This is a genomic window from Streptomyces clavuligerus, from assembly GCF_005519465.1.
GTDB lineage: Bacteria > Actinomycetota > Actinomycetes > Streptomycetales > Streptomycetaceae > Streptomyces > Streptomyces clavuligerus.
Genome location: NZ_CP027858.1, coordinates 3164446 through 3180530, shown reverse-complemented (window position 1 = coordinate 3180530; position 16085 = coordinate 3164446). Strand labels below are relative to the sequence as shown.

Below are 16085 nucleotides of genomic sequence, written 5' to 3'. Positions count from 1 at the left end.
TCCTCCGGATCAGAAACGGGTGGGCCGGGTACCGGCGAGCGCGGCGGCACGGACGGCCAGCACATCGGGGAACCGGTCCATGACTTTGGCCTCCACCACCAGCTCGGGGCTGAGGTACCCGAGCATCCGGTAGATCTTGGCATGGTCGGCCGCGAGATCACGGTGGTGCACGGGTTCATGGTGCATGATCCGGTTCCGCAGCAGCACCAGCGACGAGAGGCCGTCGTGAAGCTGCTTGCGCGGCTGGTCCAGCAGCGGGAACGCCTTGTGCAGCACGGGCACCCACAGACCCCGGTCGTACCGTCGGCTCAGCAGCGAGACCCAGAAGCCGAAGGACAGCTCCGCGACGACGGCGTCGGGCGTGGGGGCGGTCCCCCTGCGCTCGCACTTCCGCCGGGCGTCGGTCACCAGCCGCTGGCCGTGGTGGTCGAGAGGGGCCGTCTCCCACCAGTCGGGACGGCCGTACGCTTCGCTGAGCCGGTCGTGCAGGGCGTTGCGCAGGGCCAGTTCAAGGCAGTGCAGCGGGCCGTACAGCGCGCCGCATGCCTCGATGTTCCACCAGTACAGGCGGACCGCGGTCCGCGGGTCGCCCTGGGCGGCCACGACGTACCTGCTGAGACGCGGGCGGGAAAAAGCGCGGATCAGCCACACCGGCAGTTTCTCGAACATGGATGTCCCCCTCCGGACATGGCTCCGCCTGCGCGGACCCGGCTACAGGAATCGACGGCGGTGGTACGGTGGCCACGAAAGCCCCGGGTCCGCCGCTGCTCTGCACGCCACCCGGGGCACGGCTCTTCGAACCCCTGGCAGCACGCGGCTGCCAGGGGTTTTGCCTTTGTCCAACGTCCCCTCGGTGGTGGAACGACCGTAGCGAAGCCCAGCCCACCCGCGCAAGCGCAGTGCCATGCGCACGAAACTGTTAACAGTGTATTCGGTGTGGGTGGACGACGAGGGCCGCGCGGAAGGAGGTGAAGGGAGTGCGCCCTGGGTGGCGCGATACTCGTGCGGCCTTCCGGGGCAAGGGGGTTGAGGCGGGTCGTGGACGGGCGGCTGCGCGCACTCGCTGCGGGTGCCCGCACGCAAAACACCCCCTGACCACGTTTCCGCAGATCAAGGGGTGCAAGAGCGGTAGCGGAGGGATTTGAACCCTCGGTGACGGGTTACGCCACACTCGCTTTCGAGGCGAGCTCCTTCGGCCGCTCGGACACGCTACCGGGAGAGAGCTTAGCCCAAGGTGGGCCGTGGACCGAAATCCGATAGCGGGAGGGGGCGAGGGGGAGGCGGCCGGGGCGGGGCCGGGGGTCAGCGGTGGCGGAAGAAGTCCGTCATCAGCCGGGCGCACTCCGGCTCCAGGACGCCGATGATCACCTCGGGGCGGTGGTTGAGTCTGCGGTCGCGGACGACGTCCCACAGGGAGCCCACCGCGCCCGCCTTCTCGTCGCGGGCCCCGTAGACCACCCGGCCCACCCGGGACTGGGTGATCGCGCCCGCGCACATCGTGCACGGCTCCAGGGTGACCACGAGGGTGCAGTCGGACAGCCGCCAGCCGCCGATCCGCCGCGCCGCCCGGCGGATCGCCAGGACCTCGGCGTGGGCCGTGGGGTCGCCGGTCAGTTCGCGTTCGTTGTGGCCCGTGGCGAGCCGGGTGCCGTCCGCGGCCAGAACGACGGCGCCGACCGGCACATCGCCGGACAGCGCCGCGCGTTCGGCCTCGGCCAGGGCGAGGCGCATCGGCGCCTCCCACCGGGTCCGTACCGGGTCCGGGCCGGGGCCCGGTTCAGTCCATGCCGTCACCGGCGTACCGCTCCGTCGTTCGTCCGTCTCGTCCGTCTGTTCCGCACCCGCCGTGCGGGCCCGGGGCCGCGCCCGGTGGATCTGCCGCCGCCCGCGCCCGATCACCACGACACCCCGGGCGAACCCGGTCCGGGGACTGTCCGGGGACTAGCGGACGGTCTCCAGAACCTCCGAAGCGCCCAGCGCGTCCGCGATCTCTCCCAGTGCGTCGGTGTCCAGTGCCAGCAGTTCCCCCTCCGTCAGGCCCAGGTCGGCCAGGATATGACGGTCGCCGAGCGGGCCGGCCAGGGCCGACCCGGCATCGGTGTCCCGGTCGGGGTCCTCGTCCCCGTCCGGCTCCCCGTCCTCCGTGCCGTCGAGGTCCAGCGCGTCCAGATCCTCGGCGGGGTCGTCCTTGTCCCCGCCGAGCAGTTCATCGGTGAGGATCTCCCCGTACGAGGAACGCGCCGCCGCGGCCCCGTCGGAGACATAGATACGGGGATCGTCCTCGCCCTCGACCCGGACGATGCCGAACCAGGCACCCTCCTGCTCGATGAAGACGAGCACCGTGTCCTCGTCCTGCGCGGCTTCCCGGGCCAGATCAGCCAGATCCGACAGGGTCTCCACATCGTCTAGCTCTGTGTCGCTCGCTTCCCACCCGTCTTGAGTGCGCGCGAGCAGTGCGGCGAAGTACACCGTGACTCTCCCACTGATCAGAGGTGTGACGACTGACGGAGCGCAGGTGCGTGCCCCGCCCACTCGGAATCGTGGCAGAAACCGGAGCTTTGCGAGAGGTCTTCCGTCGTTGCGTCGTCCATCAGTTCTCAACTGGGCCTTTCACGCGTAACCGCCGATCGGGCGATCGCCGCTCCGGGTCACCAGCGGAATGTCCGCATACGCATCTGCTGGCGCATCCTCGCCGCACGGGCCCGGCGGGGCTGGACCCGTTCCCGCAGCGCCTTGGCCTCGTTCAGCTCTCGGAGGAACTGGGCCCGGCGCCTGCGGCGCTCGGTGTCCTCGGCGCCCTGCGGGCCCCCCTCAGGACCGCTCTCGTCGCCCGGTGCGTCCAGGGCGTGTTCCACGGTGTGTTGCTCCTGCTCCTGATTCCGCTCGGGATGTCCGGACTCCGGCACCGGCCTCACCACCCCATGGCTGACGTTGTGCCTCCACCTTCCCTCCGGAGGCCCCCTTGAAGCGAGCCGGGCTACTGTTGAGGTCATGCGGATTCATGTCGTCGACCACCCGCTGGTGGCGCACAAACTCACCACGCTGCGCGACCGGCGCACCGACTCCCCCACCTTCCGGCGGCTCGCCGACGAGCTGGTCACCCTGCTCGCCTACGAGGCGACGCGGGACGTGCGCACCGAGCAGGTGGACATCGAGACCCCGGTGGTCGGGACGACCGGCGTCAAGCTCTCGCACCCGCGTCCGCTGGTGGTGCCGATCCTGCGGGCCGGGCTCGGCATGCTCGACGGCATGGTGCGGCTGCTGCCCACGGCCGAGGTCGGCTTCCTCGGCATGATCCGCAACGAGGAGACCCTGGAGGCGTCCACGTACGCCACCCGGATGCCGGAGGACCTCTCCGGCCGCCAGGTCTATGTCCTCGACCCGATGCTGGCGACCGGCGGCACGCTGGTCGCGGCCATCCAGGAGCTGATCCGGCGCGGCGCCGACGATGTGACCGCCGTGGTGCTGCTCGCGGCCCCGGAGGGCGTCGAGGTCATGGAGCGCGAGCTGGCGGGCGCGCCCGTCACCGTGGTCACCGCCGCCGTCGACGAGCGGCTGAACGAGCACGGCTACATCGTGCCCGGCCTCGGCGACGCCGGTGACCGGATGTACGGCGCGGCGGAGTAGCAGGCCGCGCGGCGGTCCGTCCCCGTCGCCGTCACGGCACCGGGACGGACCTCAGCACTTCTTCTTCGGGGCGGGCGCGGGTTTCGCCAGGGCGGCGAGGGCCGCGTCCGCCGCGGGCTTCGGGGTCAGGGTCGTGTAGGCCGTCCCGAGGATCAGGTCCACATCCGCCGTGCGCCGGGTGTCCGTCCGGGTGGTCGCGCCCTTGAGCTGGGTGCCCAGGACCTGGAACGAGCCCCTCACCGCGGTCTGGGAGCCCAGCAGCACCCCCGAGTTCCGGACCTTCTTGTCATAGGACGCGGCGGCGTTCCCCACCTTGCCGATGCGGAAACCGCGCTTCTTGAGTTCGTCGGCGGCCGCCTTGGCCAGGCCCCCGCGCGGGGTGGCGTTGTAGACGTTCACGGTGATCTGCCGGGGCTGGAGCCGTACGGTCGCGGGCGCCGCCGAGGCTCCGGCTGCGGGCGCGCACTTCGTGTGCCCGGCCGCCCGCGCGGAGCGGCCATCGCCGGTGTAGACGTCCACGAGCTGCACGGTCCCCCAGCCGGCGAGCCCGAGCACGACGGCCCCGGTGATCATCGCCGTGATGACCCTGCGCCGTTTCTGCGGACGTCGCATACGGGGGTATCGATCGCCCGTGACACGGTACTTTCCGCCCATGCCGGGAGGAGTCAGCATGCTCATGGGCGCAGCGTAGTGCGGCCCGGTGCCCATCCCTACAAGATGATCGACTGACTGCGTCCGTACGGTCCCGTAAAGAGCCCGAAAGGGTCAGTCGGCGGGTCCGGGCGGTGGGGATCAGCCCAGTTCCAGGACCCGGGCGTGCAGGACCTGCCGCTGCTGGAGCGCCGCGCGCACCGCGCGGTGCAGACCGTCCTCCAGATAGAGATCGCCCTGCCACTTCACGACATGGGCGAAGAGGTCGCCGTAGAAGGTGGAGTCCTCGGCGAGCAGCGTCTCCAGATCGAGCTGGCCCTTGGTGGTGACGAGCTGATCGAGGCGGACCGGGCGCGGCGCGACATCCGCCCACTGGCGGGTGCTTTCCCGGCCATGGTCGGGGTAAGGCCGTCCGTTTCCGATGCGCTTGAAGATCACACGGAAAGCCTACCGGGCAACGACCTCCGGGCGCAGCCATGGCGGCCGAATGCGATCCTGGGCAAAACTCCTCAGACCCGGAGAATCAGGGGTTCAGCATGGCCGAGAGCATGCCGCCGCAGGCCCAGGAGATCGCCTCGGGGTACGCGTTCACCGGGCCCGCGCTGGAGCTGGGGGCGCTGCTGTGGGAGGGGGAGCCGCTGGCCGCGGCCCCGGTACGGGTCCCGCTCGCCCTGCTCAACCGGCACGGTCTGGTCGCGGGGGCGACGGGCACCGGCAAGACCAAGACCCTTCAGCTGATCGCCGAACAGCTGTCCGCGCAGGGGGTGCCGGTCTTCCTCGCCGACCTCAAGGGCGATCTGTCCGGGATCTCGGCGCCGGGGCAGCCGGGCGCGAAGGTCGCGGAGCGGGCGGCGCAGGTGGGCCAGGAGTGGTCGGGGGAGGGGTTCCCGTGCGAGTTCTACGCGCTCGGGGGCATCGGCCCGGGGATTCCGCTGCGGGCGACGGTGACCGACTTCGGCCCGGTGCTCCTGGCCAAGGTGCTCCAGCTCAACCAGACGCAGGAGCAGTCGCTCGGGTTGATCTTCCACTACGCCGACGGCAAGGGCCTGGAGCTGATCGATCTGAAGGATCTGCGGGCGGTGGTGGCCTTCCTCGTCTCGGACGAGGGACGGGGGGAGCTGAAGGGGCTCGGCGGGATCTCCCCGGCGACGGCGGGGGTGATCCTGCGGGCGCTGACCGCGTTCGAGCAGCAGGGGGCGGGGCCGTTCTTCGGGGAGCCCGAGTTCGACACGGCCGAGCTGCTGTCCCTCGCCCCGGACGGGCGGGGCACGGTCTCCGTGCTGGAGCTGCCGGCGGTGCAGTCGCAGCCGCAGCTCTTCTCGACGTTCCTGATGTGGCTGCTGGCGGACCTCTTCCACGGGCTGCCGGAGGCGGGGGACCTGGAGCGGCCGAAACTGGTCTTCTTCCTGGACGAGGCGCATCTGCTCTTCACGGGCGCGAGCCGGGCGTTCCTGGAGTCGATCACCCAGACGGTGCGGCTGATCCGGTCGAAGGGGGTGGGGGTCTTCCTGGTGACGCAGACGCCGCGGGATGTGCCGGCCGAGGTGCTGGGGCAGCTCGGCAACCGGGTGCAGCACGCGCTGCGGGCCTTCACCCCGGAGGACGAGAAGGCGCTGCGGGCGACCGTGCGGACGTTTCCCCGGTCGGCGTACGACCTGGCGGAGGTGCTGACGGGGCTGGGCACGGGGGAGGCGGTGATCACGGTGCTGAGCGAGTCGGGGGCGCCGACGCCGGTGGCCGCGACCCGGCTGCGGGCGCCGCGGTCGCTGATGGGGCCGGTGGCGCCCGAGGCGCTGGAGGCGGCGGTGGCGGCCTCGTCCCGGTATCCGCGGTACGCGCGGGCCGTGGACCGGGAGTCGGCGTACGAGAAGCTGGCGGGTACCGCGGCCGGGGCTCCCGCTCCCGTGGGGACGCCCGTACCGGCGGCGGACCCGGGAGTTCCGGCGGGCGGGCCGGAGCGGGAGCGGACCCTCGTCGAGCAGGTCGTCGACAGCGGGGTCTTCCGCTCGCTGGCCCGTTCCGTGGGCACGCAGATCGGCCGGGAGGTCACCCGTTCCCTCTTCGGCACCACCCGCCGGCGCCGCTGAGCCGACCGGGGGCGACCGACGCGGGCGGGGTGCCCGGGAGGCGGCACGCGGGCGGGTGCCCGGGGGGACGACAGGCGCGGGCCCCGCCCGCTGGGGGGCGGGGCCCGCCCGCTGGGGGGCGGGGCCCGCGCTCAGGTCCCGTGGCGGTGGTCCCGCGTCAGCGGGTGGCCTCGGTGTGGCCCGTCCTCGACGTGCCCTGGACGGTCGGCGCGGACGGCGCGACCGGCTTGGTCAGGGAGCTGATGTCGTGGGCGTAGGTGCCCGTGGCGTTGGCGATGACGGCGAGGTTCGCCTTGAGCGCCTTCAGGCTGATGTTGGTGATGTCATCGCCCTTGCCGTGGTAGTTCGGGTCGTACGCCTGGCCCGCCGTACCGCCGAACTTCGCCGCCTGCGCGGCGGTCTTCACCACTTCCGCGCCGGTGAAGGTGCCACCGGCGGGAATGCCGACCTCGATGAACGGGCCGTAGTCCGAGCGGCCGGTGAAGTCCGTGCCCTCGTGCGGGATGCCCTTGCGGTCCATGAACGAGGTGATGTCCCGCTCCAGCTGGGCCGAGCCCTCGGGGCCCGGGCCCGCGCCCACGCCGTCCGAGTCGTCGCCGTCGTAGACGAACAGCCCGTAGTTCGGCGAGGCGATCATGTCGAAGTTCAGATAGAGCTTGATCTCCTTGCGGCCCAGGGAGCTGAGCCCGGCGACATACGCCTCGGAGCCGAGCAGCCCGTTCTCCTCGGCGCCCCACCAGGCCAGCCGCACCTTGTTGGCGGGCCGCTTCTCGGCCTTGGCCAGCTCCTCGGCGACCTCCAGCAGACCGGCCGAGCCGCTGCCGTTGTCGTTGATGCCGGGGCCCGCCTGGACACCGTCGAGGTGGGAGCCGAGCATCACGGTGTTCGCCGCGTTGCCGTGCCGGGTCTCGGCGATCACATTGTGGGTGGTGCGGACCTGCTGGAGCTGGCGGACCTCCAGATTGACCTCGACGGGTCCGGCCCCGAGCGCGGCGACGAGCGCCTCGCCCTCGGCCTGGGTGACTCCGCCGACGGGGAGCTTGACGGTCCCGTCCGCGCCCAGGGTGCCGCCCATCTCGCCGGGCACGTTGTTCCAGACGACGACGCCGACGGCGCCCGCCTGCGCGGCGGTCTCCTGCTTCTGGAAGAAGGTGCAGCCGCCCCGCTTGACCAGGGCTATCTTGCCGGTGAAGGCACCGGCGGCGTAGTCCCCGGGCTCACAGCCGCTGGTCGCGTCCACCGGGACCGCCGCCAGGTTGGCCCGGAGGCCGCCGACCGGCGTCGACTTGGTGTAGTCGAGCGCGTGGACCTTGATGTCGCGCGGCGCGGGGGAGACCACGGACAGCTTCTCGGCCTGGGTCTCGATGTAGCGGAAGGTGAAGGGCTCGAAGCGGACGTCGTATCCGTACTTCTTGAGCTGGTTGTAGACATACGCGGCCGACGCGTCGTAGCCGATGGTGCCCGCCGCGCGGTTGCCGCCCGCGCTGTCGGCTATCTGCTGGAACCTCTTCAGATGCTTGTGGGCGTCGTTCACGGACGTCTTCGCGACGAGCTTCTGCGCGAGCTTCTTCGCCTCGTGCCCCGGGTTCTGCCGCTCGGCGGCGGACGGGGAGGCGGAGGCGAGCAGAAGCGGGGTCACGAGTGCTGCGGCGGCCATCGTGGCGACGGCTCTGCGGCGTGTTGCCTTCACAGAGTTCCTTCCCGGTGTGGACAAGTTGAAGGGAAGTTAGCGAGCGGAACACCGTTATGGGAACGCTTGTGCGTCAACTCACGTCTTTATTCATCTGCTTGGCATGCAAGGACCCGGAAGGTCCGGTTCGGTAAGCCCCTTTCAGCTGTTCTTTACGCTCTTTCTGGCTTTTGCTGCTTTTTCAGTTCCTGCTTCTGCGCCTGCTTGTACGCACGCACCTTGGCCAGGGACTCCGGCCCGGTGATGTCGGCGGCGGAGCGGTACGAGCCCTGCTCGCCGTAGGCGCCCGCCGCCTCGCGCCAGCCCTTCGGCCGGACGCCGTACTGCTTGCCGAGGAGGGCGAGGAAGATCCGTGCCTTCTGCTCCCCGAAGCCGGGCAGCGCCTTCAGCCGGGCCAGCAGCTCCGCCCCGTCGGCCGCGTCGCGCCAGACGGCCGCCGCGTCCCCTCCGTACTCGTCCACGAGGTACCGGCAGAGCTGCTGGACGCGCTGGGCCATGGACCCGGGGTAGCGGTGGACGGCCGGTTTCTCCTTGAGCAGCCCGGCGAAGCCCTCCGGGTCGTACGCGGCGATCGCGGCGGCGTCGAGGTCGTCGTGGCCCATGCGGCGGGCGATCGTGTACGGCCCGGAGAACGCCCACTCCATGGGCACCTGCTGATCGAGGAGCATCCCCACCAGCGCGGCGAGCGGGCTGCGGCCGAGCAGTTCGTCGGCCTCCGGCTGCTGGGCGAGGTGGATCTCGGGGCTCATGGTCCGATGGTCGCCCGGGTGGGGCGGGGCCGCACGGCGAAGCCCCCCGCCGTCGGCGGCGGGGGGCTTCGGTGGGGTCCGGAAGGAGTGCCGGGGGCGGCTCCGGGTGGGGTCCGGGGCGGGGGATCGGCCGCCGCTGCCGGGGTGCGGGGGCGGGGGATCAGCCGTCGCTGCTGGAGTCCCTGCTCAGGATCACCGCGTGCTCCAGGACGTCTTCCAGCGGATCGTCGATCTGGCCGATGTGGATCAGTGTGAAGCCGTTGTGGGAGTTGGTGTTGGTCTCGTCCGCCGCCGCTCCGGCGGTGGGCAGGACAGCGGTGAGCGCCAGTGCACCCAGGGCGGTAAGGGCTATTTTGACCTTCATATCTCTTTCGTCAATCTGTTCGTCGCTTACTCCGTTGGTTGGTCTATCCGGTCGGCCGGGCCGGAGGTCACGGTTGATCTGGACCAAGGTCGCGTATTCACCCGTTCGAGTGGTCCTGTGTTCGAACGGACCGGCCGGGTGTACGGGCGGCACCCGGCGGCGAGTCCTACTGGGCGGGGCCCGGGAGATGGCGGACGACGGTGGTCTCGCACATGTTGTCCGCGAACATCTTCAGCGCCTCCAGCTCGGCCTTGTCGGTGCTGAGGCCCCAGCGCAGCTTGGTGCCCACCCAGTCGCCCGCGTAGCGGCAGAGCGGCCCGGTCTCCGCGGGCTGCCAGCCGGAGATGTCCCGTCCGGCCTTCTCCTGGACCGTGCGCCGGGTCACCGCCGCGAGCGTGTACGGGGAGTCCTGGTCGTTGGCGTACGCCTCGCGCCGCTCGGCGGTCCAGGCGGAGGCGCCGGAGGCCCAGGCGTCGGCGAGCGGCACCACATGGTCCACGGCCAGGCTGGAGAGCTGGGTGGTGGACTGGTTGTCGTAGTACGAGACCCAGCGCCCGCCGGAGAGCGCGCAGGAGCCCGAGACGGCGGGCTCGTCGACGGCCTCGGTGCGCAGCACCTCGTTCTCGGTGGTGCAGCCGTCGGCGGGGTCCCGGCCCTCGTTCCAGTGCGGGAAGGCGGTGGGCGAGAACCCCGTACGGTCCTCCTCCACCTCCACCAGGAGGGAGATGGCGTCCTCCAGTTGCATGACCACCGGTTCGGCCGGCGGCTGCGCGGGGGCGGCCCGGACGGGTCCCGCCAGGGCGACGGGGACGAGGGCCAGGCAGAACGAGAGGGCGGCGACGGTGCGCCTCGGGTGACGGTTCATGACCGCTTGATAGCGCTCCGGGCCGCCGGTGTTGTACGGCTCCGGCCCCTTCTTCACCCCTCCGGGTGGAGGTTCCCGGGGCGGGTGGGTGAGGTGGTGACATCCGTTTGACGGGAGAACGGCGGCGGTGGGCCGGGGACCGGCGGCGCCGGGCCTCCGGGCCGGACCCGGCGAGCGGGTTTTCCGTCATTGTCGGCATCCCGCCGACGCCCGCGGCGGCGCACAATCGTCTGTCCCCCGGCGGTGCACCCCTCTACCGTCGATGGCCAACCGGCCACGGGGGGAAACGGAATGACCGGAAGTCAGAGTCACCGGCTCACCGATCTCGGGGTCTCCCCCGACGAGGAACTGCTCTACCGGGCCCTGCTCACCCGCCCCCGGGCCACCGCCGCTGAGCTGGCCGGGGCCATGGGCTGGGACGTCGCCCGGGTCCGCCGCCGCACCGGCTCCCTGGAGCGGCGCGGGTTGCTCACCCGGTCCCCCGGCAGGCCTGCCCGCTATCTTCCGGAGCCGCCGGACGCGGCGATCGAGGCGCTGGCCTTTCAGCGGCGGGCGGAGATCGAACGGGTCCGGCTGGCGGCCGCCTCGCTCGGGCAGGAGTTCCACGCGCTCCGGCGGCAGCCGGGGCCGGAGCTGAGGACCGTCGGCGGGCGGGAGGCGGTCGACCGCTGCTTCTCCCGGATCGAGCGCACCACGCGGGACGAACTGCTCGTCCTGGACCTGGCGCCCTGCCCCGTCCAGCGGGAACTGCTCGCGCGGGGCGTGCGCTGCCGGGCGATCTACGGCCATGGCTCCCTGGAGACCCCCGAACAGCTCGGGGCCTGCCGGGAGCTGGCGGGGCTCGGCGCGCGGAGCCGGGTGCTGGCCGAGGTGCCGCTGACCCTCGTGGTCTCGGACCGGCGGACGGCGCTGGTTCCGCTGGGGCGTGATGGCGACGGTGGTGGTGACGGCGGTGACATCGGTACCGGTGGTACCGGTGGTGGCCGTGGTGGTGGCGACGGGGTGGGCGATGTGCTGGTGCTGAAGGTGCCCGCGCTGCTGGAGGGGCTGGTGATTCTGTACGAGCTGCTGTGGCAGCGCTCCGTGCCGCTCTGGCCCCGGGGGCCCCAGGGGCCTTGGCCCTCCGGACCGTTCGACGACGGCTCCTGCGAGGTGCGGGGGGTGGGGGAGGCGGGTGGTGCGCGTGATGCCCGGGTCCCGGGGCCCTCCGGCCGCTCGGGTGTCTCCGGGCCCTTCCGCTCCCCGGGCGTCGCCGGGGCCTCCGGCGCGTCTGTTCCGTTCAACGGGGCCGGTGGGGCCGGTGGGGCCGGTGGGGCCGGTGGGGCCGGTGGGCCTGGTGGGTCCGGTCTGTCCGGGGAGGACGAGCATCTGCTCGCGCTCTCCGCCTCCGGTCTGACCGACCGGGCGATCGCCCGCCGGCTGGGCGTCGCCCAGCGGACCGTGGAGCGCCGGATGCGGCGGATCATGGATGTCCTGGGCGCCCGGACCCGGCTCCAGGCCGGTCTTCAGGCGGCCCGCCGGGGCGTCCTCGTCGAGACCCGCCCCGGTCCGGGCGTCCGCGGACCGCGCTGAGCGGAGCCCGTGACCGGCCGCCCCCACCGAGCCGCCCCGGTCGCACCGGTGTGCCCCGGGCCCGGCTCGGGCGGCGCGGGCGGTGAGACGGCGGTCGGCGGGGCGGCGCGGGCTCAGGCGGCGTGGGTGGTGAGGCGGCGCGGGCTCAGACGGCGCGGGCGCGCAGGGCCGCCAGGCCGTCGAGGACCACGTCCAGGCCGAGATCGAAGTCCGAGCCCCTGATCTGCTGGGACGCCGCGTCCATCCGGGCCTCGAACTGCCCGCGCAGCCGGGGGAAGGGCCGTACGGCGGCCTCGGCCGCGGGCAGCATCCGGGCCATCCACTCCTCCTCGCTCTGACCGCTCCGCGCCAGCTTGGTCAGCCAGGCCGCCTCGCTCGTCGTCTGGCCGAGGACATAGGCGAAGAGCGTGCCCAGCGCGGTGTTGGCGCCGTCCGGGTCGAAGCCGCCCTCCTCGAAGAGGGTCAGCAGCCCCTCGGACATGCGCAGCATGTTCGGCCCCAGCGAGGCGCCGCTGACCTCGCCCAGCACCGACGCGATCCACGGGTGGCGCAGCACCGCCGTCCGCAGGCTGTGGGCGCTGGTCCACGCGGCGGCACGCCAGTCGTCGGGGGTCGTGAGCGGCGGGATCTCGATCTCGCGGTAGATCTCGTCCACGGTCAGCTCGATCAGCTCGTCCTTGCTGCTCACATGCGAGTACATCGAGGTCGCGCCCGCGTTCAGCCGGGTGCCGAGCTTGCGCATGCTCAGCGCGTCCAGGCCCTCCTCGTCGAGGAGGGCGATGGACTCGGCCACGATCTGCTCCCGGCTCAGCGACGGCTGCTCCCGGCGCTGCCGCTGCGGACGTGCCCACACCGACGGGAACGCCTGTTCCTTGGCTGTCATACGACGGCCTCCTCCCTCTCTCCGGCTCCTGCGCACCTGACGGACCGGGCCCAGCCTAACGCAGCGGACCGCACGACGTACGGTCTTGCGAACACTGTGCGGCCTCCGTACAGTGTTCGTCATGCCGCACATCGTTCGGAACGGTGTGCGTATCGATGGCGTCGCCCGTCGCGCCCGTCTCGGTCGCATTGCCGTCCCCGTGCCGCACGTTCGGGTGCCGCACGTCCCTGTGCCTCAGAAAGGTCTGGTCATGGAACGTCATCCCCGGCGCTGGCTCATCCTGGTGGTGCTCTGCCTCAGCACCCTGGTCCTGGTGATCGACAACATGGTGCTGACCGTGGCGATCCCCTCCATCGCGGAGGATCTGGGGGCCACGTCCCAGGACATTCAGTGGATCATCGACTCCTACATCCTGGTCTTCGCCGGGCTGCTGCTGACGGCGGGAAGCCTCTCCGACAAGTACGGCCGCCGGAAGGTGATGGTCGTCGGCCTGGTGGTCTTCGGTGCGGCCTCGGTGGTCGCGACCTGCGCCACCAGCCCCGAACAGCTCATCCTCGGCCGGGTCCTGATGGGCGTGGGCGGCGCGCTGGTCATGCCGAGCACGCTGTCGATCCTCATCACCGTCTTCGACGAGGAGGAGCGCCCGAAGGCGATCGCCGCGTGGAGCACGGTCGCGATGGTCGGCCTGGTCGGCGGCCCCGTCCTCGGCGGCGCGCTCCTCGACCGCTTCGACTGGGGCGCCGTCTTCCTGATCAATGTGCCGATCGCCCTGCTCGCGATCGTCGCGGCCCTGGTGCTGATGCCCGAGTCCAAGGGCCCCTGGCGCAAGGCCGACCCGGTCGGCATGGTCCTCTCGATGGCCGGTATGACCGCGCTGGTCTGGACGATCATCGAGCTGCCCCACGGCGGCCTGGACCACACCGGTACGCGGATCTCCCTCGCGATCACCCTCCTCGGCCTGATCGGCTTCGGAGTCTGGGAGACCCGGGGCACCGACTCGCCCATGGTGCCGCTGTCGCTCTTCCGCAACCGCACCTTCACCGGCGCCAGCCTCTCCCTGGTCCTGCTGACGTTCGCCAACGGCGGTCTGATGCTCGTCCTGACCCAGTACCTCCAGTTCGTCCTCGGCTACACCCCCACCGAGACCGGCCTCGCCTTCACCCCGATGGCCCTCGCGGTGATCGTCTTCAATGCCGTCGGCGCCTCGCTGCTCGCCAGGACCGGCAACCGGGCCCTGGCCGTCATCGGACTCCTGGTCATCGCGGGCGGGTTCGCCCTGCTGGCGAGCCTCTCCGCGGGGGACGGCCGGGGGCTGCTGGCCACCGCGATGGTGCTGCTCGGCGCGGGGAGCGGACTGGCGATGCCCGCCGCGATCTCGGCCCTGATGGGCGCGGTCCCGACCGAGCACGCCGGGGTGGGCTCCGCCCTCAACGACACCATCCAGCAGGCCGGTGCCGCCCTCGGCGTCGCGATCCTGGGCGCGGTCCTGTCCAGCACCTACACCGACGGGATGGCCAAGGCCCCCGAGGAGGCACGGCACTCGATCTCCGACGCCCTCGCCCTCCAGGACGGCCCGGTCGCCGAACTGGCCCGGTCCGCCTTCACCGAGGCGATGTCCACCAGCTTCTGGGCGGGAGCGGCCGGTGTCATCGCCGCCGCGGTCCTGGCCACCGTGTTCATGGGCGGACGCAAGCAGGAGGCGGTGCCGGCGGGGGGCGCGGCGGCCGAGGGCGCGGAGAAGGGCGAGAACACCCTGGTCGGCTGAGCCTTCGGGGCCACGGGGCCCGGAGCGGACGGCGGGCGGGGCCCGTACGGTGCACCACGCCGTACGGGCCCCGCCGCCGTACGGCGTGGTGCTGTCGCGCCGATCGGCCGGTGGGTCCTCCCGGGGAACGGGAAACGGAGAACGGGGGGTGGGGGACGGGGGACGGCTCAGCGCCGGGACCGGCGTGCCCGGGGACGGGCTCCGGGCCGACGGCGTCCCCCCGGCCCGCGTGGGCCCGCGCGGACGCCCGTTGTCCCGGCCGCGTGACCGCGTGACCGCGTGGCCGGGCAGCCCCGCGCGGCTGCTTCGCGGACGTCTTCCGGGCGGTTTCCGGGAAGTGCGGCGTTCCACCCCCGTGCCGGCCCGGACGGTCCCATCATGGGCGGACGTGCCGTCCTCCACCAGGGCGGGCCCATCCTGCCGGAGGGCCCTGTTCCGGAAGGCCCGTACCGGCACGATCCGTCCCGAAGGGAGCCGCCCATGCGGACCGGGGAACTGCTCGGGCTGCTGCGCAGCCATCAGCCCGAGATCCACGCCTCGTTCACCCCCGACCAGTACATCCGCTACCAGGAGGCCGTCCGCGGCCTCCAGTCGGCGGGCAGCGATCCGCGCGCCGTACGGGTCGCGCTGCGGCGGATACGGGTGGCACTGCGGCCCCTGCCGCCCGGCAGCGAACTCGCCGAGCGGATCGGACAGTCCCGTTCTCCCGGCCCCGGAGCCGCCGCCGGAGTCCTGCCGGACGCCGATGAACTCGCCGCGCTGGTACGGCTGCTGGACTCGGTCGAGTGGCCACAGCTCGCCCCAGCGAGCGCGAACCTCTTCTGGGAGGCACGGAACGCGCTGCTCTCCGCACCCTCCCGAGGGGCGGACGCGCTCGACCGGGAGAGTGCCGACGACCCCGCGGCGGCCGGGCTGATCCGGCTCACCGGTCCCGGGGGGAGCCCGCGCTACCCGGAGTTCCAGTTCGACACGGGCACCGGCGGGCCGCTCCCCGTCGTCCAGAAGATCAACCGCATGATCCTCGCCGACCAGGACCCCTGGGGCGCGGCGAGCTGGTGGCTGGGGAGGAACCCCTGGCTGGACGGGACCCCCGCCGAACTGCTCGGCCGGGTCCCGGACGAGACCCTGACCGCCGCCGCCCGCGCGCTGACGTACGAGGGGGAGATCGCGTGGTGAGGACCCCTCCTCCACCGGTCCCGATGCGGCCGGCCCTCACGGTGCTCCCGGCAGGCGCCGAGCTGTGGCGCTGCCACACCACCCGCTTCCCGGCCACCGGCTTCAACCCGGTCCTCTCGCACCGGCACTTCGCCGGGGGACGGTTCGACGGCACGGCGGACGACGCGTACCGCTTCCTGTACGCGGCCCCGGAACCGCTCACCGCGCTCGCCGAGACCCTGCTGCGCGACGTCCCGTACTCCGACGCCGGGGTGCGTGTGGTGCCCTGGGCGCTGGCCGCGCCGCGTTCGCTGTCCCGGCTGACGGTCACCGAGGAGCTGACGCTGGTACGCCTGGTGACACAGGCGGACCTCGCCGCCGTCTTCCAGGACGCCTCGCTGCTGGAGGGCGGGGACGAGCGCTACGGCGCGACCCGGTTCTGGGCGCAGGAGATACGCCGGTACGCCCCCGGGGCACACGGGATGGTCTGGCAGTCCCGCCGCAACCGGCCCTGCCACGCGCTGGTGCTGTTCGGGGACCGCTGCGGGGACGAGCCGCTGAAGGCCGATCCGGAGCACGCGTACCGGCTGGGGACGTTCGAGGGGGCCGAGGAGGCGAACCGGCTGCTGGCACCGCTGCGGGCGGTGCTCGTACCGCCCGGGGTCAGGCTCTGACCG

17 protein-coding genes and 1 tRNA gene are annotated in these 16085 nt (G+C 72.3%); 6 read left to right on the top strand and 12 right to left on the bottom strand.

All coding sequences use genetic code 11. The features are described from left to right. Nucleotides 1-9: 9 nt before the first annotated feature. The 5 genes from CRV15_RS13325 to CRV15_RS13305 form a co-directional block, all read right to left on the bottom strand. Complete coding sequence (locus tag CRV15_RS13325; RefSeq protein WP_003955414.1) at nt 10-669, bottom strand: hypothetical protein; 660 nt, start codon at nt 667-669, stop codon at nt 10-12. Nucleotides 670-1126: 457 nt separating this feature from the next. Then, nucleotides 1127-1214: transfer RNA gene (locus CRV15_RS13320), tRNA-Ser, on the bottom strand. 88 nt (nt 1215-1302) lie between these two features. Continuing rightward, nucleotides 1303-1731, bottom strand: coding sequence for a tRNA adenosine(34) deaminase TadA (tadA, locus tag CRV15_RS13315; RefSeq protein WP_003955415.1), 429 nt, complete (start codon nt 1729-1731; stop codon nt 1303-1305). A 210-nt stretch (nt 1732-1941) separates the two neighbouring features. Continuing rightward, the gene (locus tag CRV15_RS13310) at nt 1942-2469 is read right to left on the bottom strand and encodes a tRNA adenosine deaminase-associated protein (RefSeq protein WP_003961173.1); all 528 of its coding nucleotides are present in this window, start codon (nt 2467-2469) and stop codon (nt 1942-1944) included. Nucleotides 2470-2648: 179 nt separating this feature from the next. Beyond that, a complete protein-coding gene (locus CRV15_RS13305) occupies nt 2649-2918 on the bottom strand; it encodes a hypothetical protein (RefSeq protein WP_003961174.1) in 270 nt (89 codons plus the stop codon). Between the two features lie 73 nt (nt 2919-2991). Between CRV15_RS13305 and upp the strand changes: the two genes are divergently transcribed. After that, nucleotides 2992-3627 carry a uracil phosphoribosyltransferase gene (upp, locus tag CRV15_RS13300; RefSeq protein WP_003955418.1) on the top strand — a complete coding sequence of 212 codons (636 nt, stop codon included), beginning with the start codon at nt 2992-2994 and terminating at the stop codon, nt 3625-3627. Nucleotides 3628-3678: 51 nt separating this feature from the next. Here the strand turns inward: upp and CRV15_RS13295 are convergent, their stop codons facing one another. Beyond that, on the bottom strand, nt 3679-4305 hold the full coding sequence (locus tag CRV15_RS13295; RefSeq protein WP_029182984.1) for a LytR C-terminal domain-containing protein: 627 nt from the start codon (nt 4303-4305) through the stop codon (nt 3679-3681). Nucleotides 4306-4419: 114 nt separating this feature from the next. Continuing rightward, on the bottom strand, nt 4420-4716 hold the full coding sequence (locus tag CRV15_RS13290; RefSeq protein WP_003955420.1) for a type II toxin-antitoxin system VapB family antitoxin: 297 nt from the start codon (nt 4714-4716) through the stop codon (nt 4420-4422). 98 nt (nt 4717-4814) lie between these two features. Between CRV15_RS13290 and CRV15_RS13285 the strand changes: the two genes are divergently transcribed. Next, a complete protein-coding gene (locus CRV15_RS13285) occupies nt 4815-6365 on the top strand; it encodes a helicase HerA-like domain-containing protein (protein ID WP_009996938.1) in 1551 nt (516 codons plus the stop codon). Nucleotides 6366-6522: 157 nt separating this feature from the next. Here CRV15_RS13285 and CRV15_RS13280 read toward each other — a convergent pair whose 3' ends face one another. The 4 genes from CRV15_RS13280 to CRV15_RS13265 all read right to left on the bottom strand — a co-directional run bounded on the left by CRV15_RS13280 (nt 6523) and on the right by CRV15_RS13265 (nt 10033). After that, nucleotides 6523-8055: a M28 family metallopeptidase gene (locus CRV15_RS13280; protein WP_003961176.1), complete on the bottom strand. Its 1533-nt coding sequence runs from the start codon at nt 8053-8055 to the stop codon at nt 6523-6525. Nucleotides 8056-8207: 152 nt separating this feature from the next. Next, a complete protein-coding gene (locus CRV15_RS13275) occupies nt 8208-8804 on the bottom strand; it encodes an HhH-GPD-type base excision DNA repair protein (protein ID WP_003955423.1) in 597 nt (198 codons plus the stop codon). Nucleotides 8805-8964: 160 nt separating this feature from the next. After that, on the bottom strand, nt 8965-9168 hold the full coding sequence (locus CRV15_RS13270) for a hypothetical protein (protein ID WP_003961177.1): 204 nt from the start codon (nt 9166-9168) through the stop codon (nt 8965-8967). Nucleotides 9169-9334: 166 nt separating this feature from the next. After that, the gene (locus tag CRV15_RS13265; protein ID WP_029182985.1) at nt 9335-10033 is read right to left on the bottom strand and encodes a GmrSD restriction endonuclease domain-containing protein; all 699 of its coding nucleotides are present in this window, start codon (nt 10031-10033) and stop codon (nt 9335-9337) included. 291 nt (nt 10034-10324) lie between these two features. Here CRV15_RS13265 and CRV15_RS37415 point away from each other — a divergent pair, with 291 nt between their 5' ends. After that, nucleotides 10325-11605 carry a helix-turn-helix transcriptional regulator gene (locus CRV15_RS37415; protein ID WP_009996942.1) on the top strand — a complete coding sequence of 427 codons (1281 nt, stop codon included), beginning with the start codon at nt 10325-10327 and terminating at the stop codon, nt 11603-11605. Between the two features lie 145 nt (nt 11606-11750). Here the strand turns inward: CRV15_RS37415 and CRV15_RS13255 are convergent, their stop codons facing one another. Next, nucleotides 11751-12488: a TetR/AcrR family transcriptional regulator gene (locus CRV15_RS13255; RefSeq protein WP_003961179.1), complete on the bottom strand. Its 738-nt coding sequence runs from the start codon at nt 12486-12488 to the stop codon at nt 11751-11753. A 250-nt stretch (nt 12489-12738) separates the two neighbouring features. Between CRV15_RS13255 and CRV15_RS13250 the strand changes: the two genes are divergently transcribed. From CRV15_RS13250 to CRV15_RS13240, 3 genes are all read left to right on the top strand, one after another. Beyond that, nucleotides 12739-14253 carry an MFS transporter gene (locus CRV15_RS13250; protein WP_003961180.1) on the top strand — a complete coding sequence of 505 codons (1515 nt, stop codon included), beginning with the start codon at nt 12739-12741 and terminating at the stop codon, nt 14251-14253. Between the two features lie 480 nt (nt 14254-14733). Then, on the top strand, nt 14734-15429 hold the full coding sequence (locus tag CRV15_RS13245) for a hypothetical protein (protein WP_003961181.1): 696 nt from the start codon (nt 14734-14736) through the stop codon (nt 15427-15429). Between the two features lie 23 nt (nt 15430-15452). Further along, nucleotides 15453-16082 (top strand): RES family NAD+ phosphorylase, encoded by a 630-nt coding sequence (locus CRV15_RS13240; RefSeq protein WP_003961182.1) that lies wholly within the window; start codon nt 15453-15455, stop codon nt 16080-16082. Nucleotides 16083-16085 lie beyond the last annotated feature (3 nt).